Annotated in this window: 18 protein-coding genes; 11 read left to right on the plus strand and 7 right to left on the minus strand. The window is 50.0% G+C overall.

Annotated elements, in window-relative coordinates; all coding sequences use genetic code 11:
- Positions 1 to 78 precede the first annotated feature (78 nt).
- Genes KK083_RS12965 through alaS form a run of 3 tightly spaced genes read right to left on the minus strand, consistent with a single transcriptional unit; the run spans position 79 to position 5,383 of the window.
- The gene (locus tag KK083_RS12965; RefSeq protein WP_254163668.1) at positions 79 to 1,293 is read right to left on the minus strand and encodes a TlpA family protein disulfide reductase; all 1,215 of its coding nucleotides are present in this window, start codon (positions 1,291 to 1,293) and stop codon (positions 79 to 81) included.
- Complete coding sequence (gene gatB, locus KK083_RS12970) at positions 1,290 to 2,747, minus strand: Asp-tRNA(Asn)/Glu-tRNA(Gln) amidotransferase subunit GatB (protein WP_254163669.1); 1,458 nt, start codon at positions 2,745 to 2,747, stop codon at positions 1,290 to 1,292. The genes KK083_RS12965 and gatB overlap by 4 nt, the downstream gene beginning before the upstream one ends.
- A 17-nt stretch (positions 2,748 to 2,764) precedes the next feature.
- The gene (alaS, locus tag KK083_RS12975) at positions 2,765 to 5,383 is read right to left on the minus strand and encodes an alanine--tRNA ligase (protein ID WP_254163670.1); all 2,619 of its coding nucleotides are present in this window, start codon (positions 5,381 to 5,383) and stop codon (positions 2,765 to 2,767) included.
- Positions 5,384 to 5,560: 177 nt separating this feature from the next.
- Here alaS and KK083_RS12980 point away from each other — a divergent pair, with 177 nt between their 5' ends.
- The 5 genes from KK083_RS12980 to dprA all read left to right on the plus strand — a co-directional run bounded on the left by KK083_RS12980 (position 5,561) and on the right by dprA (position 10,386).
- On the plus strand, positions 5,561 to 6,532 hold the full coding sequence (locus KK083_RS12980) for a M23 family metallopeptidase (RefSeq protein ID WP_254163671.1): 972 nt from the start codon (positions 5,561 to 5,563) through the stop codon (positions 6,530 to 6,532).
- Positions 6,532 to 7,497 carry a M23 family metallopeptidase gene (locus tag KK083_RS12985; RefSeq protein ID WP_254163672.1) on the plus strand — a complete coding sequence of 322 codons (966 nt, stop codon included), beginning with the start codon at positions 6,532 to 6,534 and terminating at the stop codon, positions 7,495 to 7,497. Before KK083_RS12980 ends, KK083_RS12985 begins: the two co-directional genes overlap by 1 nt.
- Before the next feature lie 207 nt (positions 7,498 to 7,704).
- Positions 7,705 to 8,793, plus strand: coding sequence for a CapA family protein (locus KK083_RS12990; RefSeq protein WP_254163752.1), 1,089 nt, complete (start codon positions 7,705 to 7,707; stop codon positions 8,791 to 8,793).
- Between the two features lie 3 nt (positions 8,794 to 8,796).
- The gene (locus KK083_RS12995; RefSeq protein WP_254163673.1) at positions 8,797 to 9,135 is read left to right on the plus strand and encodes a MerR family transcriptional regulator; all 339 of its coding nucleotides are present in this window, start codon (positions 8,797 to 8,799) and stop codon (positions 9,133 to 9,135) included.
- Between the two features lie 147 nt (positions 9,136 to 9,282).
- Positions 9,283 to 10,386, plus strand: a complete 1,104-nt coding sequence (dprA, locus tag KK083_RS13000) for a DNA-processing protein DprA (RefSeq protein WP_254163674.1) — start codon at positions 9,283 to 9,285, stop codon at positions 10,384 to 10,386.
- A gap of 82 nt (positions 10,387 to 10,468) precedes the next feature.
- On the opposite strand, the gene KK083_RS13005 is transcribed toward dprA, so the two are convergent.
- Entirely contained in the window at positions 10,469 to 11,107 is a 639-nt protein-coding gene (locus KK083_RS13005; RefSeq protein ID WP_254163675.1) for a tetratricopeptide repeat protein, read from the minus strand.
- A 120-nt stretch (positions 11,108 to 11,227) separates the two neighbouring features.
- A complete protein-coding gene (locus tag KK083_RS13010; protein WP_254163676.1) occupies positions 11,228 to 12,079 on the minus strand; it encodes a hydroxymethylglutaryl-CoA lyase in 852 nt (283 codons plus the stop codon).
- A gap of 268 nt (positions 12,080 to 12,347) precedes the next feature.
- On the opposite strand from KK083_RS13010, the gene KK083_RS13015 reads away from it, so the two are divergent.
- The 6 genes from KK083_RS13015 to KK083_RS13040 all read left to right on the plus strand — a co-directional run bounded on the left by KK083_RS13015 (position 12,348) and on the right by KK083_RS13040 (position 20,456).
- Entirely contained in the window at positions 12,348 to 14,099 is a 1,752-nt protein-coding gene (locus tag KK083_RS13015; RefSeq protein WP_254163677.1) for a DUF1800 domain-containing protein, read from the plus strand.
- Between the two features lie 2 nt (positions 14,100 to 14,101).
- Positions 14,102 to 15,823, plus strand: coding sequence for a DUF1501 domain-containing protein (locus KK083_RS13020; RefSeq protein ID WP_254163678.1), 1,722 nt, complete (start codon positions 14,102 to 14,104; stop codon positions 15,821 to 15,823).
- Between the two features lie 6 nt (positions 15,824 to 15,829).
- Positions 15,830 to 16,723, plus strand: coding sequence for an outer membrane beta-barrel protein (locus KK083_RS13025; protein WP_254163679.1), 894 nt, complete (start codon positions 15,830 to 15,832; stop codon positions 16,721 to 16,723).
- 76 nt (positions 16,724 to 16,799) lie between these two features.
- Positions 16,800 to 18,011, plus strand: a complete 1,212-nt coding sequence (locus tag KK083_RS13030) for a hypothetical protein (protein WP_254163680.1) — start codon at positions 16,800 to 16,802, stop codon at positions 18,009 to 18,011.
- 209 nt (positions 18,012 to 18,220) lie between these two features.
- Entirely contained in the window at positions 18,221 to 19,243 is a 1,023-nt protein-coding gene (gene murB / locus KK083_RS13035; protein WP_262899514.1) for a UDP-N-acetylmuramate dehydrogenase, read from the plus strand.
- 889 nt (positions 19,244 to 20,132) lie between these two features.
- Complete coding sequence (locus KK083_RS13040) at positions 20,133 to 20,456, plus strand: hypothetical protein (RefSeq protein ID WP_254163681.1); 324 nt, start codon at positions 20,133 to 20,135, stop codon at positions 20,454 to 20,456.
- Positions 20,457 to 20,461: 5 nt separating this feature from the next.
- On the opposite strand, the gene KK083_RS13045 is transcribed toward KK083_RS13040, so the two are convergent.
- Both KK083_RS13045 and KK083_RS13050 read right to left on the minus strand, forming a co-directional pair.
- Complete coding sequence (locus tag KK083_RS13045; RefSeq protein ID WP_254163682.1) at positions 20,462 to 20,944, minus strand: deoxycytidylate deaminase; 483 nt, start codon at positions 20,942 to 20,944, stop codon at positions 20,462 to 20,464.
- A 160-nt stretch (positions 20,945 to 21,104) separates the two neighbouring features.
- Positions 21,105 to 22,913, minus strand: coding sequence for a cytochrome c peroxidase (locus KK083_RS13050; protein ID WP_254163683.1), 1,809 nt, complete (start codon positions 22,911 to 22,913; stop codon positions 21,105 to 21,107).
- Between the last annotated feature and the right edge of the window lie 87 nt (positions 22,914 to 23,000).

Genomic DNA, 23,000 nt, shown 5'->3' on the forward strand with positions numbered 1-23,000 from the left:
TCCAACTATACTCTTAAAACAAAAAAGCCGCGCCTGAAATAGCGTGGCTTTTTTTATGAGATATTATCTTGCTGATGTTTACTTCTTCCCGAAGATCTCTGCCAGCTTGTTCTCCAGCGCAGGCCCGCGCAGGTTCTTGGCGATGATCACGCCGTTGGGATCGAGCAACAGTGAAAAAGGTATGGCGGTGATACCATAAGTTTTGGCGGCTTCCGATTGCCAGAACTTCAGGTCGGAGACGTGCGTCCAGGTAAGGTTGTCGTCTTTGATCGCCTTCAGCCAGTCTTCCTTGCTGCGGTCAAGCGATACACCGAACACGGTGAAACCTTTATCCTTGTACTTGTTGTAGACCCTTACAACGTTGGGGTTCTCCTGGCGGCATGGTCCGCACCATTTGGCCCAGAAGTCAACCAGCACATATTTGCCTTTCATCGAAGAGAGCTTCACCACACTGCCTTCGGGATTCGGCAGGGCGATCTCCGGCGCAGGTTGCCCTACAGCGGTGGTCTTCAGCTTGTCTACGTACTGAACAAAATTTTTCGACTGCGAGTACGCTGGCCAATCTTTTTTCAGTTTCTCGGCAACGGTCACATACGTGCTGAAGTACTGATCGCGGTCAAGCGTATTACTCTGCAGCAGGTTGATCACCGCCAGCGACGGAGAGTTCTGCACGAGCAGGGTTGCGATCTGGTCGCTGTATTGTTTAACGATCTGCATGTACTGCTGCTGCAGCTCGCCCATTTTCTTTTCGTCTTTATTCTGGGCAGCCACGGTGAACTCGCTGTTCAATTTTTCGATCTCAGGCGTGTTGTTCATCTTGGCCTGGAGTTCCTGCACCTGCTTGATCAGGTCCAGGTCTGGCGAGCCTTTCACTTCAAAGAATCCCTGTGGGTTGTTGCCATCCACGTTCACTTCAATGTCCTTCTTGTCGAGGATCAGGTTCAGCACCTGCTTGTTGTAAAAGTTGATGCGATAGTATCCAGGTTCCTTCAGGCTAACCCTCTTGGCGAAAGTATAGTTGCCCTTCAGCGTGATGGTATCCTGCCATACGCCACCCTGGCCAGTCTCTTTCAATTCCTGGATGGTGATCTGACCTTCCTGGGGGAAGCCAACCTTGCCCCGGATCGTTACCGTCCATCCACCGTTCTCCGCATTCTCCGTCGCCTCATCTTTGCCGGAGGTGGAGCATGAGAAGCTCAGTGCGCAGAGCAGGAAGCAGAAAGCTTTCAGCCCCGATGTATGGCGGGCTTTTAATAGTTCTTTTTTTGGGGGTTGGCTTTCTGTGGTTCTCATGATTTTTTAAGTTTCCTGGTTAACAATTCGTTTGCGACTTTGGGGTCAGCCTTGCCTTTGCTTCGCTTCATCACCTCTCCCATGAACATGCTGATGATGCCCTTTTTTCCGTTCTGATATTCCTCCACTTTCAGGGGAAATTCTTTGATCACTTCGTCGATGATAGGAAGCAACGAGTCGTGATCGCTTTGCTGGATCAGGTTCAATTGTTGTGCCACTTCCAGCGCAGACCGGTTCGGATTCTTCAGCAGCTCGGGGAACAGTCTCTGCGACGCTACGGTATAGCTTACCTGGCCTGCATCGATCAGTGCAATGAGGTCTGCAAGCTTCTGCGGCGGTACCGGGAACTCATCCGCCGCAAGGTTGAATTCATTCAGGTATGACTTCACAGGGCCCATCACCCAGTTAGAGGCAGCCTTGCGGTTTGCCGTGTGGGTACAGACCAGCTCGAAATAAGACGCCACATCCTTTGAATCTGTGAGCACCTGGGCGTCGTATTCGGGAAGCTGATATTGGGTAGTGAATTTTTTAAACAGGTCGTACGGCAATGCTGGCAGTGAAGCCCTGATCTCACTGAGGCGCTCTTCCGAGATCACCACAGGACTGAGGTCCGGGTCAGGAAAGTAGCGATAGTCATTCAGTTCTTCCTTGGTGCGCATGCCGAATGTTTTGCCGGAATCAGCATCAAACGTACGGGTTTCCGAAACGATGGCATTGCCTTTTTCGATTTCCCGTATCTGGCGTTCGATCTCATGATCAATGGCCCGCTGAACGTTACGGATGGAGTTCATGTTCTTGATCTCCACCTTCTTTCCATACGCCTTTGCGTCCGTCAGCATCACTGAAACGTTGGCGTCGCAGCGCATAGATCCTTCTTCCATGTTGCCGTCGCAGATCTCCAGGTAACGCACCAGCTTGCGGATCTCCGTGAGCAGCGCATAGGCCTCATCAGAGCTCCTGAGGTCGGGTTCTGTCACGATCTCGATCAGCGGTGTTCCTGCGCGGTTGAGGTCGATCAGTGTATCGGGCTCGTTCTCGAGGTGTATGGATTTGCCCGCATCCTCTTCCATGTGGATCCTGTTGAGGGCAATGTTCTTCTCTCCTTCTTTGGTCCTGATGGTCACGTAACCACCTTTGCAGACAGGCATCCTGTCTTGCGTGGTCTGGTAGCCTTTCGGGAGGTCGGGATAAAAATAATTCTTACGGTCGAAGATCGTCAGGCGGCTGATCTCCGAGTGGCACGCCAGCCCCATCTTTACGGCCAGCTCCACCACACGTTTGTTGAGCCTGGGCAACGTACCGGGGTGCGCCAGGCTGATGGGATCGATGTTGGTGTTCGGAGCACTGCCGAATGCCGTTGAATCGCCGTTGAAGATCTTGCTTTTGGTAAGAAGCTGCGCGTGAACTTCGAGTCCAATTACGGCTATGTATTTATCGCGTATCGCCTTATTCATTGCTTCTTACGTTCTGCTTATTGACTGATCAGTTGCTTAGCTTTCTCTATAACAGCATTCAGGCCGTTCAGGTTCTTTCCACCGGCAGTGGCAAAGAAGGGCTGTCCTCCTCCCCCGCCTTCAATTTCCTTAGCGAGCTCCTTTACCAGGTTGCCAGCATGGAATTTGTTGGATTGCATGAGCTTTTCGCCGATCATTACCGCAACCTGAGGCTTACTGTCCACATCCGCCGCCAGGATCATCAGCAGGTCATCGAACTGGTTGCGCAGCGCATACGCGATGTTCTTGAGAGCATCCGCGCTGGGCACCGATACCTTCTCCAGGATCAGCGTATGGCCGTTCGTTTTTGACGCCTTGCGCACGAGCTCATCCTTGATCTGATTGGCACGCTCGGCATTGATAGCCTCGAGCTTCTTCTCCAGCGCATGCTTCTCTTCGGAAAGGCTCTTGATAGAAGCCACGAGATCTTTCGGATTCTTCAAAAGGTTTCGTACTTCATCCAGCACACCCAGCTCGGCGCGAACGTATGCCTCCGCACCTTCTGCAGTAATGGCCTCGATCCTTCGTACACCGGCAGCGACAGAGCTTTCTGAGACGATCTTGAACAGACCGATGTGGCCCGTAGCCGAAACGTGCGTGCCGCCGCATAGCTCTACCGAGAATTTCGGATCGAACGTGATCACCCGTACAAAGTCGCCGTACTTCTCGCCGAACAGCGCCATGGCTCCCAGCGATTTGGCCTGCTCGATGGGCACATTGCGTTTCTCATCAAGGTGGATATCTTCACGGATCTTGCTGTTCACAATGTCTTCAACCTTCAGGATCTCCTCCGGTGTCATGGCTGCGAAATGAGAGAAGTCGAAGCGCAGCACCTTATCGTTCACCAGCGAACCTTTCTGCTCAACGTGTTTGCCCAGCACCTGGCGCAACGCTGCATGAAGCAGGTGTGTAGCCGAGTGGTTGTTCATGGTGAGCTGGCGTTTGCTGCGGTCTACCACAGCCTGGAACGGCTTGCCGAGATCAGCGGGCAGCTTCTCCGTGAAATGAATGATCAGCTCGTTCTCTTTTTTGGTGTCGATAATGCTGATCTTCTCTCCGTTGGATGAAAGGTAGCCTGTATCGCCAACCTGTCCACCGCTTTCGGCATAGAACGGGGTCTTATCCAGCACAAGCTGATACAGCTCTTTATTCTTTTGTTTGATCTTGCGGTATTTGACGATCTTCACGGGAGACTCGAGATGCTCGTAGCCGATGAACTCTGTTTTTTCGTCATCGCCCGTCAGCACCCAATCGCCGGTCTCTTTGGCTGCGTCTGCTTTGGAGCGCGTCTTCTGTTTCTCCATTTCAGCTTTGAAGCCGTCTTCGTCAACGGAGAATCCTCTTTCGCGTGCAATGAGCGATGTAAGGTCGAGCGGGAAACCGAAAGTATCGTACAGCTCGAACGCCATCGGGCCACTGATCACCTTGCCTTTAAGCTCAGCCTGGATCACTTCGATTCGCTTCAGGCCTTTTTCAAGTGTTCTTAAGAATGAGGTCTCCTCTTCGAAGATCACTTTGCCAACGTAATCTTTCTGTGCTTCGAGCTCAGGGAATACTTCTTTCATCTGGTTGCCCAGCACCGGCACCAGCTTGTACATGAAGGGCTCTTTGAAATTCAGGAATGTAAAACCATACCGAACAGCCCTTCTCAGGATGCGCCTGATCACATAACCGGCGCCAGTATTGGAAGGAAGCTGGCCATCACAAATAGCGAATGCCACCGCCCTCACGTGGTCGGCCATCACACGCATGGCGATGTCTGTCTTCTCATCCTGCTTGTATTTTACACCGGCAGCCTGACCAATGAAGTCGAGCAGCGGCGAGAATACATCCGTATCGTAGTTTGAGGTCTTCTTCTGGATAGCCATGCAGAGGCGTTCGAAGCCCATGCCTGTATCAACATGTTGTGCGGGCAATTTTTCAAGGCTTCCGTCGGCCTTGCGGTTGAACTCCATGAACACGTTGTTCCAGATCTCGATCACCTGCGGGTGACTCTGGTTCACGAGCTCTTTGCCGGGAAGTTTTTTCACTTCTTCTTCGGAGCGAAGGTCGATGTGGATCTCCGAGCACGGTCCGCAGGGTCCCTGATCTCCCATCTCCCAGAAGTTATCTTTTTTGTTGCCGCGCAGGATGCGGTCTTCATCGATGTGCTGTTTCCAGAAATTATAGGCATCCTGGTCGAAGGGCAGGTTCTCTTTGGTGTCTCCTTCGAACACAGTCACATATAAACGATCTTTCGGAAGCTTGTACTCTTCGGTGAGCAGCTCCCACGCCCAGGCGATGGCGTCTTTTTTGAAGTAATCGCCAAAAGACCAGTTGCCCAGCATCTCGAACATGGTGTGGTGATAGGTGTCGATACCTACTTCTTCGAGGTCGTTGTGCTTTCCGCTTACCCGGAGGCACTTCTGGGTGTCTGCGATACGTTTGCTTTTTGGGGTGGCATTGCCCAGGAAATAGTCCTTAAACTGCACCATACCCGAGTTGGTGAAGAGCAACGTGGGGTCATTCTTCAGCACAAGGGGTGCAGAAGGCACAATGAGGTGCCCTTTTTTCTCAAAAAACTTCAAAAAAGTACGTCTGATCAGGCCCGAATCCATCCAAAAGCGTGTTTAAGCGTTCAACTATTTGTTTTTTATTATATTAGCCCGCAAATTCCCTAAAAACTGCAGGGAAACAAGCCACAAAAATAATCGCAGTTAGAGGAGATTACGCAGTTGGAGCTGATTTTTTTGTGAAAATGAACTTGGTATTAACAAAGAGAAACTGCGTATCTCATGCGCCAAACATTGTATCGGTACAATGCGGAAACATGCCAGTATGAACGTGTCAGGGTAAAAGGCCCTGATGTAGTGTTCTATGCCAGCGGCGTCATTGTGGCTGCCCTGCTGATGTTGGCGGGCATGCTGGTGTTGCACGATTTCCTCTTCGATTCAGAGAAAGAGGTCACACTTCGCAAGCAGAACAAAGCTTTCGAGAAGAACCATGTGCTGCTCACCGCACAGCTGAACGCCATCGAATCGACCTTAACCGAGCTGGGTGAGGAAGACAAAAAGCTTCACGCAAAATTTTTCGGTTCGCCCATGGAAAATAGGGCCACACAAGCCGTTGCTGACGGCAATAAGCACCTGCTGCTCGCAGATCCGGCGCTCTTCCGCAAAACCGTTGAAAAGATAAGCGACCGTTCTACAGACCTGCTCACCACCTCGGGCAGCACCAGTGCATTCTTCGGCGAGAAGCTGAGCCTGAAAGACCGCAAAAATATGCTCACCTCCATCCCCTTGCTTCAGCCCACCAGGCCATGGCAGGCAGATAACCTCATTTCCGGTTTTGGCATGCGGGTGAATCCTTTCCATAAAGGACTGTATGAACATCCCGGCGTTGATATTGCCATGCCACGCGGCAGCGAGGTGGTGGCTACCGCAGGAGGTATTGTAGTGGAGATCAACAGAAGCACCGTTCAGGCGGGCTACGGAAACTATATAGACATCGATCATGGTCACGGATTTGTGACGCGTTATGCGCACCTTGATGAGGTTCTGGTAAAGTATCGCCAGAAAGTAACCAAGGGCGACGTGGTGGCTACTGTAGGAAGCAGCGGAGGCTCTATTGCCCCCCACCTTCACTACGAAGTTATCCGCAATGGCGCAACCGTTGACCCTGTTCCATACATGATTGAGGGGTTGAGCAGTGATGAGCACTACCGGATGAAACTCACCGGTGAAAAACAAAATCAATCCCTTGATTAATGGCGAGAACCAAATTCAAATACAATTCCGAAACCTGCCGTTATGAACCCTTCTATGTAAAGGGTAAGACGCTGCGAAAGCGGATGCTTGTTTTCATATTGCTTTCTTTTATGCTCGCCGCCGGTGGGTACTTCTGGCTGAACAATTATTTCGAAACCATCGACGAGCTGCTCCTCGAGCAAAAGAATCAAGCCCTGAAGATCGAGTGGGATATTCTGCGTCACCGGGTGAAACATGTGAGCAAGGACCTGGCACACTTCATCGACAAGGATGACCACAACTATCGCGTGATCCTCGACTCACCTCCCCTGTCGCAGAGCATTCGCGAAGCCGGTGTGGGTGGTAGCGAAAAAATAAATCACAAAAGCCTGAAAGATTTTCCTGAAGTGCTGCGCGAGTACACAGCCGTTGAAAAGCTGCAGCACCAGCTGGAAGTAGAAGTACAGTCATACAAAGAGATCAACCAGATGCTCGACCGGAAGATCGCCATCTGGGCCGCGAAGCCCGCCATCCAGCCGCTGAGCAATAAAGACCTCACCTACCTTCATACTACTTACGGATCGCGCATGCATCCCATTCTCGGATTCATCCGGGGTCACAAAGGCCTCGACTTCTCGGCAGATACCGGCACCCCCGTGTATGCTACCGGCGACGGCAGGGTGAAGAATGCCTACTATTCAGAAAGCTTTGGCAACGTGATCTTCCTCGATCACCTTTACGGATATGAGACCCGTTACGCGCACCTCTCAAAATTCAACGTGAAGAACGGACAGCAGGTGAAACGTGGCGAAGTGATCGGTTATGTTGGCAGCACAGGGCTGTCAGGAGGTCCGCATCTGCATTACGAAGTGCTCTATCATGATGAGCACATCAATCCTATCAATTTCTTCCAGCGTGATCTGAACAACCAGGAGTACGAGAAATTGATCGAGCTGGCCAGCCACCCGCAGCCACCGCTGGATTAAAATCAGGTTCCCGCAGATTACGCTGATTCCCGCCGATCCATGTAAAAGTTTTTCTGTGTAAATCAGCGAGATCTGCGGGAAACGCATTTTGACTTCACCGGATTTATTTACTGAAAAACCTGTTAAAAAATATATTTCCCGACTGCGCGTCAACGGCACTGTGGAAATCTTTTTATTTGCATCCCGTAAAAAAATTCTTTCGTGACAATGCGTTTCTTCTTCCTGTTGCTCGCTATTTCCGCTTTTTCAATGTCTCAGGCGCAGAACAGACAGGACTCCTCCACCAATATCACAACAGCTGACACGTTATCGCCCAGGCGCGATACTGTATCGGTGATCGGCGTGGGCGACATCATGATGGGGACCAATTATCCGGAAGACAAGCTTCCTGCACAAAACGGAGCTTTCCTGATGCGGGAAGTAGAGCCGGTTCTGAGTAATGCTGACGTAACTTTCGGAAACCTGGAAGGCACATTGCTCGATAGCGGCGGCGTTGCAAAAAAATGTAAGGATCCCAAAGTATGTTACGCCTTCCGCACACCTGTTCGGTACGTGAACAACCTCGTAAAGGCGGGATTTGACATGATGAGCCTGGCCAACAACCACGCCGGTGATATGGGAGATGCGGGCCGCAGAAGCAGCATGCGCACACTTGAAGAAGCGGGCATCCTTCACGCGGGCCAGATCAGCCACAAGACAGCGATCTTCGAAAAAGACAGCGTGAAATACGGGCTCGCTGCCTTCGCACCGAATTCCAACTGTGTAAGCCTCAACGACATCGAAGGCGCAAAAGCCATTGTGGCACAACTCGACTCAGTGGTTGACATTGTGATCGTATCGTTCCATGGTGGTGCTGAAGGCGCTCAATACCAGCACGTTCCCCGCACGAACGAACTGTTTCACGGAGAAAACCGCGGCGATGTTTACAAATTTTCGCACACGCTCATCGATGCAGGCGCCGACATTATTTTCGGACACGGTCCACACGTAACCAGGGGCGTGGAAGTTTATAAAGAAAGATTTATCGCCTACAGCCTTGGCAATTTTTGTACGTACAGGGGCATTAGTGTAAACGGTATCAACGGCCTTGCCCCTATTATTAAGGTGTATACGGATGTTGCGGGGAAGTTTTATTATGCACAAATTACTCCTACCATTCAAACCTATGGCACTGGAGTTAAAATAGACAGCGAAAAACTCGTTATCAAAATAATTCAGGACCTGTCTAAAAAAGATTTTCCCGAATCGCCTGTTCAGATTGATGATAATGGTTTAATTACTTATCTTGCTCAGTAACACATGGCTTACAAAGAAAAAGAGATAGAGAAGCTTTACTACTCCATTGGAGAAGTGGCCGAAATTTTCAATGTAGCCCCATCGCTGATCCGTTTCTGGGAGTCAGAGTTCGACATCATCAAGCCCAAGAAGAACAGAAAAGGAAATCGTCAGTTCACCAAAGAAGACATCGATAACGTTCGCATCATCTATCACCTGGTAAAAGAAAAAGGTTTCACCCTGCAGGGCGCCAAAGAAATGCTGCGGAACGATGCCGGTGCTGTGAAAGACAAGATGGACATGATCGATTCACTTCGCAACGTCAAAAAATTCCTCGTAGAGCTTCGCGAGAAGCTGCAGTAATCGGTGATCGGTAACTGGTATTCGGTAACCGGTTTAGCGCTAAAAGTTTTAAGACTTTCCCCTCACATTTTATTTTTAATAAGACTGTAGTTCACTGACTACCGATTACTGATCACCGATTACTGATTACCAATTACTATTTAGACAATGGATGAAAAAAGGCTCTCTCTGCTTGCCCTGCATTTTATTCCCGGCGTAGGTGATTACCTGATCCGCCAGCTCATCAGCTATTGCGGCGCGGCTGAAAAAGTTTTTAAAACACCGAAAGGCAAGCTTCTCAAGATCCCTGGTGTTGGTGAGGTCACCGCAGAATCGATCAGGCAGGGTAAACCTTTTGCCGCAGCTGAAAAAGAGCTGGCCCGGGCGGAGAAGGAGCAGGTACAACTGATCTTCTTCACGGACAAAAATTATCCCTCGCGCCTCAAACAGGTAAGCGATGCGCCTTCACTGCTTTACGCCAAGGGCAACATCGATTTCGAAAATGCAAAAACCATCGCCATTGTAGGCACGCGCCAGGCAACGGAATACGGCAAAGCATGTGTGGAGTCACTCATCCTCGAGCTGATACCACACCATCCGTTGATCATCAGCGGCCTGGCGTACGGCATCGACATCCACGCACACAAGCACGCTGTGAAGAACAAGCTGCCTACCCTGGGTGTGATGGGCAGCGGTATGGATGTGATCTATCCGGCCACACACAAAGAAATAGCCCGCAAAATGATGGAACACGGGGGCCTGCTCACTGAACATCCCTTCGGCACACAACCCGACGCACACAACTTTCCTGCGCGCAACCGCATTGTGGCGGCGTTATCTGACGCAGTGATCATTGTTGAAGCTGCTGAAAAGGGCGGCGCGCTCATCACGGCAGACATCGCCAACAGTTATAACAAGGATGTCTTCGCGTTCCCAGGCAACATCGGGCAAAGCCACTCTGCCGGATGCAACAACCTGATCAAATCCAACAGGGCACACCTCATCACCGGCGTGAAAGACCTGGAATACATCATGAACTGGGATGCCGGTGTAAATCCTGTAAAGAAAGATGTGCTTCACCTGGAGCAGTACAACGAAGAAGAACAAAACGTGCTCAGGACATTGCATGCGCACAACGGGCAAATGATGATCGATGACCTCAGCTGGCGCACCAATATCGCCGTAAGCAAGCTGGCCTCCCTGTTATTAGGTCTGGAATTTAAAGGAGTGATCGTTTCTTTACCGGGGAAGATCTACAAATTGAAAGATTGATGTTGAATCAAGTATCGTCTTAAAGTACGAGGTACGAAATACGAAGTACGATCCGTACCTCGTATTTCGTACCTCATACCTCCTAGTTCCCTTCTTCCGCGTGTTGCGTACGCTGGTTACATTTCTCCTTGATCATTTCATAAGCTTTCAGATCACCAAGCTCGCCGGCCTTGCTCAGGTCGAGACAACCGTTTTTGGTGTCGCCGAAATCGATGCGCAGGATACCCCTCATAAAGTAGGCGTCGATGTTCTTGGGATGAAGCTGAATGATCTTCGAGCAGTCGTTGATGGCATCCTCATAAGCCTGGAGGAACTGCTTCGCTTTACCGCGGTTGAAATAGGCTTCGATATAATTTTCGTTCACACTGATGGCCGACGTGTAATCGGAAATGGCACCATAGTAGTCCTGAAGTTTCATCTTCACATTGCCGCGTGAAAAGAACGCATCAGCGAACTTCGGATTCTTTTCAATGGCCAGGTTGTAATCTTTCATTGCACCATGGCGATCGTCAAAGCTGTCTTTGATATTTCCGCGAACGTAATAAGCCTGGGCGTAGTTAGCATCTATATCCAGCGCCTTGTTCAGGTTGAGCAACGCTTCCATAAACTCTCTCTTCTCATAGAGCTCACGACCTTTTTGTGTAAAGTCTTTGGCGGTTTGCTGGGCAATGGCGGATAAAGAAAACAGAATGCAAAAAACAGGAAGAATAAAACGCTTCATAGCCGGGTTTGAAGATTTAAAACCAATTATACAAACTTAAGCGCTTATCGTTAAGCACTTATCGTGCCTAACCCTTTTGAAGTAAGTTTTTCTACTGAAAACCAGGATTTGTTCCGCCATTCAATGTCCGGGAAAGATCACATCCGCAAGAGCCTGTGCTTCCGCGAAAGCTTTCCGGTCAGCAGAAAAGGTTACGTTCTGCTCGTCGAGATAGGCGAAAATGGTTTCTGTAGCGATGTTCCCTACCAGTTCGTCCTTGGCCATGGGGCAGCCACCATAACCACGGATGGCGCCATCAAACCTTCGGCACCCGGCTTCATACGCAGCACGGATCTTTTCTTTCGCCGTCTGCGGTGTGGAGTGAAGATGTGCCCCCACCTCTGTTTTTGGGAATTGTTTTGCCAGATTGGCAAACAGGTAACGTATGTTTTCAGGCGTGGAGACACCGATGGTATCGGCAAGTGAAACAACATCTGACCCAAGGGTGACCAGGATATCTACAAACTGGCCGACGAGCGCAACATCATACGAATCGCCGTAAGGATTGCCGAACCCCATGCTGATGTAGGTCACCAGTTTTTTTCCTGAACGGCCACAGATATTTTTGATCTCTTCCACCGTATTGAGCGCTTCCGCGATAGATTTGTTGGTGTTTCGTTGCTGAAAGGTTTCTGAGATCGACAACGGAAAGCCCAGGTAAGTGATGCCCGGATACCGCGATGCTTCTTCCGCGCCCCGTGTGTTTGCCACGATGGCCAGCAGCTTCGAAGGGCTGCCCTGCCACGAGATCTTTTCCAGTACCTCGGCCGTGTCGCGCAGCTGCGGAATAGCCTTGGCCGAAACAAAGCTGCCGAAGTCGATGGTATCGAATCCCACCTTCAACAAGGCGTTGATATACATGATCTTTTTTTCGGTAGGAATAAAACCTGCAAGGCCCTGCATGGCATCCCTCGGGCATTCGATGATCTTCATGAAATAAAAGTAAACCAGGATTTTAAGATTTACAGGATTTATCGGATTAAAATGCAACACCGGTCTTTAATCCTGTTAATCAAGTAAATCCTTAAAATCCTGATCGGTCTTTAATCCTGTTGATCATGTAAATCCTTAAAATCCTGGTCGGTAAATGAAGATCGTAGAAAAAAAAGCAGCAATAATCGTTACAGGTGGCATTTTATCCCTTGTTTGTCATTTTTTTAGTACTGAAACCGGATTAAGCTAGTATTTCAATTAACCCCCTATGCCGTTACCAGAATATGGAGGCGTACTTGGTCAGAAACGGGCCGCGCATTTATTAAGGAGAGCTACCTTCGGCGCAACCGTTAGCCAGATCAACGCCTTTGCCGCACTTACCCCAGCCCAGGCTGTGACACAACTGTTCCGACAGACGCTGCCGGACCCTTTACCACCACCCGACCCTCAGAGCGGCAACCAGACATGGTGTATTCCAGGTCCTGCGAATGAAGACAGGGAAGACGGCGATCTGCAGGAATATGTAAAAGGCTGGATCATCGGGCAGATGATGAGCACGGGCATCGCAGCCAATCTTTCACTGGCATATTCGGCACGCGAAAAGGTGGTTCACTTTCTGCACACTCACTTCACGGCCATACAATCGAAGATCGCCAACAGCAGGGCGATGTATTTTCAGAATCAGCTCTTCAGGCGTTTTGCCCTCGATGCGCTGAACCCCGATCCGAAGATCAACATCAAAGCGCTTTCGGTAAAGATCAGTGTAGACAACGCCATGCTCAGGCTGCTCGACGGTAACCTCAACGTGAAAGGCAGTCCCAATGAGAACTATGCGCGCGAGCTACTGGAGCTTTATACCATCGGCAGAGGTCTTGAGGGTACACTGCCCCCACCCACGGGGCCCGGCGACTACATCATGTTCACAGAAACCGATGTTCAGGCTGCCGCAAAAGTGCTTTCGGGCTGGGAGCTGGACGATGAATTTGAAACACCAGACATCGACACCACCATTCCGCGGGGAAAAGTGAGAGGCAGCATCACCAACGCTTCGGGTCATGACAACGCGCCCAAACAATTCAGCGCGCGGTTCAACAACACGGTGATCCAGGGCTCGGCCACGCTGATGAACGGAAGCAATGCCACCGAAGCCAGCGCATTGGACGAGATCCGCCAGCTCATAGACATGATCTACGCCAAACCGGAAACGGCCAAGAACATCTGCTGGAAGATCTACCGCTTTTTTGCCTACGCGCCGCATACCCCGGCCGATAGCCTCGCCATCGATACCAACATCATCACGGAGATGGCCAATACGCTGGTGGCCAATAATTACAAGATCCAACCTGTGATCGAGAATTTGCTGCGCAGCCAGCACTTTTACGAAGCAGGCGCCGGCAATGTGAAAGACGATAACTTCGGGGGCATCATCAAATCGCCCATAGACCTGGTGTTGGGTTCGCTGAGGATTTTTGATCTGAAGCTGCCGGACCTCATGACCGCCACAACTGATTTCTATATGGCTACAGCCGAGATCATCGGCACCATCGATAACCTGGGCATGCGGTTCTATGAGCCTTATGACGTGGCTGGTTACGAAGCGTATCACCAGTATCCCATTTACCACCGGAGCTGGATCACGCCCAACTACCTGGCACGGCGCTATGACTTCGTGCGCTCGCTGGTGATGTCGTCACAGCAACAGGGCATGTTCACGGTGAACGTATACAATTTTATCAGGGCCAATTTCACTGACGCCGTGGCCTCCAATGCCCGTACGCTCATCATTACGTTGTCGGGATACTTCCTGCCGGTGACAGACAACCTGACCTTCGATGATGCCACAGACGACACATCATCGCTCACAGCCAAACGACTGAACTACTTTAAAGAACGTTTCCTGCAACAGTTCGATGAAGCCTACTGGACCACCCGCTGGAACGAAGGCGCCATCGATCTTCGCGATCAGCTGGAATTTCTGTTCAACGCCATGCTTCAGTCACCCGAATATCAACTCTCCTAGCCATGAATCGATCCAGAAGAAAATTCTTAAAAAATATCCCCGGCATGCTCGGGGCCATGAGCATACCCTTTTCCGTTGCCGGCGTACCCGTAAACCTGATGGGTGAAAATGCTTTCACCAGAATGGCGCGCGCAAGCCTGGGCAACGACCGCGTGCTCATCATTTTACAAATGCACGGGGGCAACGACGGACTCAACTGTCTGATCCCCGTATCAGAGTATGAGCTGTATTACAGCAAACGCGCCAACATCGCTATCCCAGCCAAGAACAGTCTGCGCAAATACATTCCGCTGGACAGTACGCTTGCGCCCGATACACAGGTGGGTCTGCATCCCGACATGCAGGCGATGAAAGCCATGTATGACCAGGGCCGTGTTACCATGGTGCAAGGCGTCTCCTATAAAAACAACAACGGCTCACACTTCAGGGGCCGCGACATTCAGTTCATGGGTGGCGCTGCCGATGAGTATCTTCAGTCTGGATGGGTGGGGCGTTACCTTGAGGGCGAAATAGCACCAAAAAAATATCCGGAAGATTTTCCGAATGCTGAAATGCCCGATCCGCTGGCCATTGAAATGGGAAGTGATGTTTCGTTGATCTTCCACCAGGAAGGGAACATCCCTACCTCCATATCGCTTGACAGTCCGCAGGAATTTGCAGACCTCGTTGGCGGCCTTGAAGGATTTATCGATGAAGCGGTAGACCCGCGGGGCATTCCGCCCGGGTACCTGGAAGACTCTCCTTATTATAATGAGCTTGAATGGATCCTCAGTCTGGAAGATAAATCGAAGGACTATGCTGCACGGCTGGCCGAGGTGTTTCAGGCGGGAAGCAAGATCGCCGGAAACAAGAATTATCCACAAACCTATCCTTTCAATGCTCCGAAAGGAAGTCTGCACAACCCGCTGTCGTGGCAGCTCGACATCATTGCCAGGCTGCTTTCCGGCGGATGTAAAACAAAAGTATTCCTTGTGAAGATCGGCGGGTTCGATACACACGCAGACCAGGTTGAAAGTTACGATCCCACCATGGGCTCACATGCGGCGCTGATGTATCACATCTCCACCGCTATGAGCGCCTTCCAGGAAGACCTGCGCATCCGCGGATTGGAAGACCGTGTGATGACGATCACTACTTCGGAATTTGGACGGAGAATATATTCCAACGGAAGCTACGGCACCGACCATGGCACCGGCGGCCCCATGTTCATCTTCGGAAAAGGTGTGAAGCCCGGTGTGGTGGGTAAAGTGCCAGACATGACCAAGGGCAACGTTGAAATGCAGTTCGATCACCGCCTGATCTACGGTAATATTGTGAAAGACTGGTTCATGGTAAACGAGACGAAGCTCAACGATGTATTCCCCGGCCTCACAAGCGCTGCCGGAACATCGGATGGAGTGAAATTCCAGCAGCTGCCACTGGTAAGTGAAGTGATCACGGGTACGGATGATTTTATCGGCGAACGTTTTTCGCTGGAGGAATGCCATCCCAATCCTGCAAAAGAGAAAACCACGGTACGGTTCCGGATCAACAGCGCCAACCACGTTTCCATCAACCTGTTCGATAAACAAGGCAGGCAGGTAGGCGTCTGGGTAAATGATACCTATGCACCGGGCGAGCACAAAGTGGATGTGGATGTTACAAATCTGCCGGCAGGAAACTATATTTACCAGCTCAAGAGTGGCTTTTTCAAGGATTCAAAAAAATTAGTGATCACAAAGTAATCATTCATGAAAAACTTTTGCTGTTTGCTGCTATGCCTGCTGTTAGCCACTGCAGGGCTGGCACAATCGAGAAAAACACCGAAGCTGCCCAAATTCAATAAGAACAAAGAGAAAAACGTTTTCCTGAAGAAACAGTGGTGGCTGGCCTTCAAGGCGGGTCCGAACCTCTCTGGCGCCAAGGTGATCAGGAGCTACTCGGCCATCTCTCCCACCAACTATGAGCCTACTGTCATTGCCAAGAAATACCGCAATTACAAGGATCTCGGCGCGCAGGCAACGCTGGAGGCTACCTTCTATTTCACGGGGCTGTCGTTAAGCCTGCAGCCAACCTACCGGCACAACCGCTTTGGCTACACGAACAATTACAGCTGGACAGATTCAGAAAATCCGGAAAATGCCAACAACCGCCTGGAGCTGAAATATGTTCAGCAGCAGAAGGTGGAATACTTCGACCTCCCCATTCTGGCCAAATACGAGAAGATGTACAACAAGATCAGCCCTTACATACAGGCTGGCATTTACACGTCTTTTCTCATCAACGCCAACAAATCCGTAGACGTTTCGGGTGTAGACTATGCCTCCGGGGGTGAGAACCAGTTCAAGAATGAACGTATCATTGTAGGCGCATCAGACCTGTTTGCCAAAAAGCACTGGGGTTTGCTGGGCGGCGCGGGCATCTACCTCAACCAGGGTAATGTACGCTTCAACCTCGACATCATGTACAAGCAGAGTATGAGCAACATCGCTTCAACCAAGAACCGATTCGGAAGCGACAGGCTCTCCGGTGTGGGCGACACCATGGACGATATGAAGCTGAGCAGTGTGTCGATCACCGCTGGTTGTTTATTTCCCCTCCGGTTTCTCGGCCGGAACTTCAGGTCAACCGATATCAATAAATAGCTGCGAGTCGCCAGCTACGGAGCTGCGAGAAGAATCGTAGCGCGAAGCTTATAGCTCGTAACTCAATACAGACAGTATGAAAAAGATAATATATCTCTTCGTTTTTATATGTACTCTTGCCGTTTTAAGCTCCTGTTCGGAAAAGTCTGACCCGGATTACGACAGCCAGAACTTTACGTCCATCTACGATAACGACCAGTTCTCGGCAGCCACTACGCCCATCGATTTCAAACAGACCGCAGACGGTGGGTACATTGTGCTGGGCGAAAGAAGGCTGGACGGTCCCAACTTCAGGGGTGTTTACCTGCTGAAAACGGATAAGTTCGGAAAATTTGAAAAGGCGCTCGAGATGGATGTGCAATACGTTCATCCTGTAGGAGACCTGATCAATGTGGGCAACCTGTATTATTTCTTCTGCATGAATGCTTCCGATCAGCAGGCACAGCTGGTGAGCGTGGATGCTGCCACGTTAACGGCTACTGTAATACCTGTGACAGGAGGTATCACCTATCCTTCGGCAGCTTCACAGGACGGCAACAGCCTGCTGCTGCTGAGCTTCAACCATGTAGATAAGTTATCAATGGTATCGAGACACGACGTCAGCGGCGCGTTATCAGGCATGGATGAGCCCAGAAAATTCAGCATCGGCGCCGGCGATGAGGTTGACGAGCCCATCATGAACCACTTTCTGCGTACCGGTAAAAGATTTCCTTTTCAGGTTGGAAGGATCCCTGGAGGCCTGTACTACTTCAACGGGTTCGAGAATTATACCTTCTCGCTTGTGTTCACAGACCTTGCCGATGACGGGGCTGATGGCGTTGTGAATGGACAACAGGAGAACGGAGGGTTCAGCGCTGTCTATCCGCTGGGAGGTAACAAGTTTGCGGCCTCCAGGTTCAATTTTGGCGACAACTACTTTCTGCCGAATGTCAATTTATCGACCACAGGTACGAGCATGAGTGAGCTCATGGGTGGAAATACGCTGCCGGAGCTTGTCAGCAACGCGCCTGTGAGGATCATCAAAGCGGTGGTGAAGAAAAAGAATGTGGTAGTTTACGCGAGCGATACGAGGTCTAAGCAGATCGGCTTGTTCTTTTATGACGAAGCCACCGGAAAGTTTCTGGGCAGCCGTTACCTTGGGTTCTCCAATCCTTTTGAGGTGGCCGGTGTCATGCAAACCACCGATAACGGACTAGCCGTATGCGGAACCACCTACCTGGCTGGTCGTTTCCCGAGGATCTGCATCATCAAATTATCGGAAGAAGAATCCGGCACCGTGATCAAATAGAAGAAGACAGGATCACTTCAGAGGCACCATCACGATCCGTTTATTCCTGGCGCGAAGCTTTTGTAACCTGCACGCGAGGTATTAGACGCGGACTGAACGATCTTCCGGCGTTCCTGTGGCAAAAAAATCGCGAAATATAACACGTGATCAGGCGACAACGCGCTGCTCTCAACATTTTTTCTCACTTTTGGCGATGAATCCAAGCAGATATGATCGCTGTACAAGAGAATATTGACCTTCTTCCCTTCAATACATTCAAGATCAAAGCCAACGCCAGGTATTTTACGGTAGTAACCTCGGTGCGGGAAGCGAAAGATCTCTTCAAGTCGGATGTATTCAGGCAAAACAAGTCGCTGATCCTCGGTGGCGGCAGCAATTTGTTGCTGACGAAAGACTTTGACGGGCTGGTGATCAAGAATGAGATCAAAGGAATCGACATTGTAGATGAAAATGACGACGTTATAACCCTCCGCGTGGGCGCCGGAGAGAACTGGCATGAGTTTGTGATGTACTGTGTGAGCCGCGATCTGGGTGGTGTAGAGAACCTTTCGCTCATTCCAGGCACGGTTGGTGCCGCTCCGATGCAGAATATTGGTGCTTATGGCGTCGAGATCAAGGAAGTTATCCACAATGTAGAGGCTATCGAGCTCAGCACAGGCGCTATTCACGTGTTCAATCGGGCCGAATGTGCCTTCGGTTACCGCGAAAGTGTCTTCAAGCAACAACTCAAAGACAGGTATTTCATCTCAAGTATTACTTTAACTCTGACCAAAAGGAACCATCGGTTCAACACGAGCTATGGTGCCATCACCGATGTTCTGAAGGAAAAAAATGTCCGGGACCTCAGTGTTAAGGCGATCAGCGACGCAATTATTTTCATCCGGAAAAGTAAACTTCCTGATCCCGTTTTGATCGGAAACGCGGGCAGTTTTTTCAAAAATCCTTCCGTCGATCCACACGTTTTTGAAGCGCTGAAAAAAAATTTTCCAGCGATACCTTCCTTCCCTGGCGAAAATAATTTGATCAAAATTCCCGCCGGATGGCTGATCGAACAATGTGGATGGAAGGGCAAAACCCTTGAAAACATTGGGGTTCACAAGCATCAGGCACTTGTGCTCGTGAACTACGGAGGTGGTGATGGAAAAAAAATTCAGCAACTCTCGCGCGACATTCAGGCGAGTGTTGAAGCGAAGTTCAACATCAAGTTACACGCTGAAGTGAACATCATATGAGCGTTGATGAAGCAGAATTTTGTGCGCTTGTCATCACGAAGAAATCTTCGCTTAAAAAAATTTTTTGCGAAAAATTTTTGGGAATAAAAATTTTGTTATAACTTTTCGTATCGTTTAATAAAATTTTAAACTAAAATTAAAAACGCTATGGCAAAATCAGCGAAGAAAGCGGCAAAGAAGTCTGCAAAAAAGACTGCTAAGAAAGCTGCTAAGAAGAAGAAGTAATTAGGTAGATCCTAAAAACTTTGCGAGGGGAAGTAATTTGGAATTACTTCCCTTTCGTTTTTTAGAGCACTTCCCTCCCATTCGTGTCACTTACCTGGCCCTCACTGGTGTTCACCACCCAAACAAGGTCCAGTCATCCAACAAAGTCTTATCAGTAACATCAACTACTGAACAAAATCCAACAACAAACCGATCACGAAGGCCTTTGCTGGTGTTCTCAATCGCCTTTGTCGGTGCTCTCAGCTGCCTTTGTTGGTGTTCTTCACCAACAAATCACTTTCCGTCTCGCCTTATCCAACCAAACTTGCCTTCAACCACCTTGACTGGTGTTCTCAGCCGCCTTTTGTTGGTGTTCTTCACAACAAACCGATGTTTCAACCACCCTTGTTGGTGTTTCTTCACCAGCAAATCACCTACACTTTGCCTTTACCAGTGTTCCTTCACCAACAAACCCACCCGATCTCTCGTCCATCGCCACACAAACAGTCGCCTACTGCACGCTCTTTTGTAACTTTTATCCTGATTTTAACCCGATACCTGCTTGAAACGGCACTATTGGCAAGAATTTTTTCATACGGTTGCATAAATATTGTGTTTGATGTGCTTGTCTTACCTGACGCGCACCTGTAACTTTCTTATAATAATCAGTTTTAACAGTTCATCTATGGCAAAAACAGCATCCAAATCAGCAGCAAGGGCACCAAAAAAATCTTCTGCTAAACCAAAAACCATTTCCTCATCGGAGGGTCAGATCGAAAAAGCCAGTGTAGAAGCCCTGAAGAAACTCCAGGCGCTGGGTATTGAACAGGAATTGCAGAACGACATTGAGTGGTGTCTGGGCAGCTACCGCGCAGACCATAATCCGGTTGGATTGTACGCCATGGCCGAGCGCGCACTGAGTGTTTTAAAGGCGGAGCAGGCAAAAAAGACGAAGGGCGTTACCGCGAAACTGGTATCAGACCTCGAAAAAGCAGTGCAAAGCCGCTGACCAGGTCATATCATGTGTGTGACATTTTGAAGTTGCCCGCCATAACGGACAACCTCCACGCCAAATTTTTTCAAAAAATCCACTCCCTCGTCTGAGCTGAGGCCTTTGTGCTCGGCATACGAGTTAAGATAGATCACCCGCTCTATCTTCATCGAATAAATAATGCGGGCACATGCCAGGCAGGGCGAAAGTGTCACGTATAAGGTCGCTCCTTCCACGGAGGTCTTGTTCTTCACCGCATAAAGTATAGCATTTTGCTCCGCGTGGATCGCCAGTGAGCATCCCCCCTTTGAATCTCTGGGGCAACCGATGTCGGGCCACTCCTCATCACAGTTGTGTGTGCCTGAAGGCGGACCGTTGTATCCAATGGAGATAATACGCGTGTCTTTGGTCAGCACTGCCCCCACATGTCTCTTGATGCAGTGTGAACGTCTGGCCAGGTTTACCGCCAGCTCCATGTAGATATCATCAAACGCAGGACGTTTCATAGGCGGTAAAAATAGAGTTTAGTTGCTGATTTCAGAAAAATGAAACGCACAATAATCCCAATTCAAAAGTTATTGACTAATTTAATCTAAGTCATCATCCCTCCATTAAGAGCCCGTCATGGTGGGACGCGACCGCACTCCACACAGCAACGTGCCATATCTACGGCCGCTGTAATGTCGTAGTATCCGTCAGAGACCGGATGAAAGCGATCACCTGCTCTTTTTCTGTGGAAGAAAGGTTGAGCTTCTGATCCGGCAACGTCTGGTTCGGTAGTTCGATCTCGATGCCGGCGCCTCCACCCTGGTTATAGAACTCCATTACATCATCGAGGTTGGCATAAACGCCATTGTGCATGTACGGTGCCGTGAGCGCAGCATTGCGGACCGTAGGCGTCTTGAAGGCGAACCGGAGTGGCGCCAGGGGATGGATCTTGTAACGTCCTTCGTCTGGATCAACGGCAGCATCTTGCCACTGCACGCGGTCAGGCACACCGATCACTTCCGATTCCGTTTGGGTGAATGAAGGCGGCACGGTACCATTGAACAGGGGCATGAAGTGACAGATGCCGCACTGAGCTTTGCCCATGAACAGGTTGAATCCCGCGATCTCCTCTCGTGAAAGGCGTGACGAATCGCCGCGCATGTACTGATCAAACCGCGAATTGAGCGAAACGAGGCTTCTCACGTAGCTCGCCAGCGCGTTCTGAACCATATCGGCCGTGACAGAATTGCCAATCTCTTTGTAAGCATCTATGAACAGCGTGCGATATGCAGGGTTACGCTGCAGCCGCTCCGCGGATAGTTGAACGGAGCTGTGCATCTCGTCTTTGTTCGATACAACATCACGTGCCTGCACTTCGAGCGTGGTTGCCCGCATGTCGTAGAACTGTGAGTTCTGAAGTGAAGCATTCAGCAATGTGGGCGCATTTCGTGCGATCAGGCCTCCACCAAGTGCCGGGCTGCGCTTAAGTCCGTCTGTAAATCCTTTTTCTGGCCGATGACAACTGGCACACGACCTCTTGCCATCGCCGGAGATCACCGGATCATAAAATAACTTTCTGCCCAGCGCGATCCTTTCATCGGTCAACTGGTATTTTTCGCCGGGAAGAAAGAAGTCGGGTATAAAAACATCGGGATCGAACAATGTGGTAGCAGATGTTTTCAACATGCGGGCATCGTTCACGAAGGGAATACCAAGCTCGGCCTGCACAGATGAAAGTTGCTTCAGCACAGGGTGAATATGTTTCGTGATAAACGCAGCCCGGTCAAAAGTGTCGAAGGTGTTGTGCTGCTCAAGGTATGCCGACGCCTGCGTGAGCTTTTCGCGCAAGGCTTCGAGCTGTACGGAAGGTTGATGTATTTTGAAAAGACCGAGCATCTGGTTCACGGCTTTCAATGATGCCGCGGCTTCAGGCATGGAGTGGTGGGCAACGGGCGAGTCAAAGCCGCTTATTCCCAACGTGATGATCCTGAAGAGCTGAAGGCGGGCTGCGTCGAACATCAGGGTATCGGTTAGAGACGTGGTTTTCCATAGTGACCGCATCCGTTTCAGGTTCACAAGCAATATTTCAGTATGCCGCACCAGCTCCTCCTTCGAAGCGGTATCCACCTGTGGAAAAATAAATTCCTCCATCACCTGCAGGCCCTGTGGATCCTGCACCTTATGCTCTTCCGTATCCAGCACGGGCAACGCAGGGCCATTGACAAACCTGCTGGTGACAGGCATAAAATATTCCGTAACAAGTTCCACGCGCTTGTACTTCTTACGCAACCCAAAAAAAACTTCCTGAAGCGCTTCACTATTCTGCGACGATCTTGCTGAAGACAGAAAATCATGCTCCGTATATGAAAGAAGCGAATCGATCTGCTGCGCCACTATCTTTTTGTATTGCTGCGAAGGTGTTTCCCGCTGCGCTTGACATGAAACAAGAATGACCGCAAGACCCACAACTATCAGAATATTTTTCATTGCTATTCTTTTTAAAGAGAAAAGCTTCCTGTGTTTTCCAGGAAGCCTTTTTTTTCTTAAAATACTTAGGTAACAACCAGTGACTAA

The sequence above is a fragment of the Chryseosolibacter histidinae genome, from assembly GCF_018598225.1.
Classification (GTDB): Bacteria; Bacteroidota; Bacteroidia; order Cytophagales; family Cyclobacteriaceae; genus Chryseosolibacter; species Chryseosolibacter histidini.

Bases quoted from the DNA above. Each gene is read 5' to 3' on its own strand.
- KK083_RS12965 (WP_254163668.1), bottom strand. From the start codon at position 1,293: ATGAGAACCACAGAAAGCCAACCCCCAAAAAAAGAACTATTAAAAGCC.
- gatB (WP_254163669.1), bottom strand. From the start codon at position 2,747: ATGAATAAGGCGATACGCGATAAATACATAGCCGTAATTGGACTCGAA.
- alaS (WP_254163670.1), bottom strand. From the start codon at position 5,383: ATGGATTCGGGCCTGATCAGACGTACTTTTTTGAAGTTTTTTGAGAAA.
- KK083_RS12980 (WP_254163671.1), top strand. From the start codon at position 5,561: ATGCGCCAAACATTGTATCGGTACAATGCGGAAACATGCCAGTATGAA.
- KK083_RS12985 (WP_254163672.1), top strand. From the start codon at position 6,532: ATGGCGAGAACCAAATTCAAATACAATTCCGAAACCTGCCGTTATGAA.
- KK083_RS12990 (WP_254163752.1), top strand. From the start codon at position 7,705: ATGCGTTTCTTCTTCCTGTTGCTCGCTATTTCCGCTTTTTCAATGTCT.
- KK083_RS12995 (WP_254163673.1), top strand. From the start codon at position 8,797: ATGGCTTACAAAGAAAAAGAGATAGAGAAGCTTTACTACTCCATTGGA.
- dprA (WP_254163674.1), top strand. From the start codon at position 9,283: ATGGATGAAAAAAGGCTCTCTCTGCTTGCCCTGCATTTTATTCCCGGC.
- KK083_RS13005 (WP_254163675.1), bottom strand. From the start codon at position 11,107: ATGAAGCGTTTTATTCTTCCTGTTTTTTGCATTCTGTTTTCTTTATCC.
- KK083_RS13010 (WP_254163676.1), bottom strand. From the start codon at position 12,079: ATGAAGATCATCGAATGCCCGAGGGATGCCATGCAGGGCCTTGCAGGT.
- KK083_RS13015 (WP_254163677.1), top strand. From the start codon at position 12,348: ATGCCGTTACCAGAATATGGAGGCGTACTTGGTCAGAAACGGGCCGCG.
- KK083_RS13020 (WP_254163678.1), top strand. From the start codon at position 14,102: ATGAATCGATCCAGAAGAAAATTCTTAAAAAATATCCCCGGCATGCTC.
- KK083_RS13025 (WP_254163679.1), top strand. From the start codon at position 15,830: ATGAAAAACTTTTGCTGTTTGCTGCTATGCCTGCTGTTAGCCACTGCA.
- KK083_RS13030 (WP_254163680.1), top strand. From the start codon at position 16,800: ATGAAAAAGATAATATATCTCTTCGTTTTTATATGTACTCTTGCCGTT.
- murB (WP_262899514.1), top strand. From the start codon at position 18,221: ATGATCGCTGTACAAGAGAATATTGACCTTCTTCCCTTCAATACATTC.
- KK083_RS13040 (WP_254163681.1), top strand. From the start codon at position 20,133: ATGGCAAAAACAGCATCCAAATCAGCAGCAAGGGCACCAAAAAAATCT.
- KK083_RS13045 (WP_254163682.1), bottom strand. From the start codon at position 20,944: ATGAAACGTCCTGCGTTTGATGATATCTACATGGAGCTGGCGGTAAAC.
- KK083_RS13050 (WP_254163683.1), bottom strand. From the start codon at position 22,913: ATGAAAAATATTCTGATAGTTGTGGGTCTTGCGGTCATTCTTGTTTCA.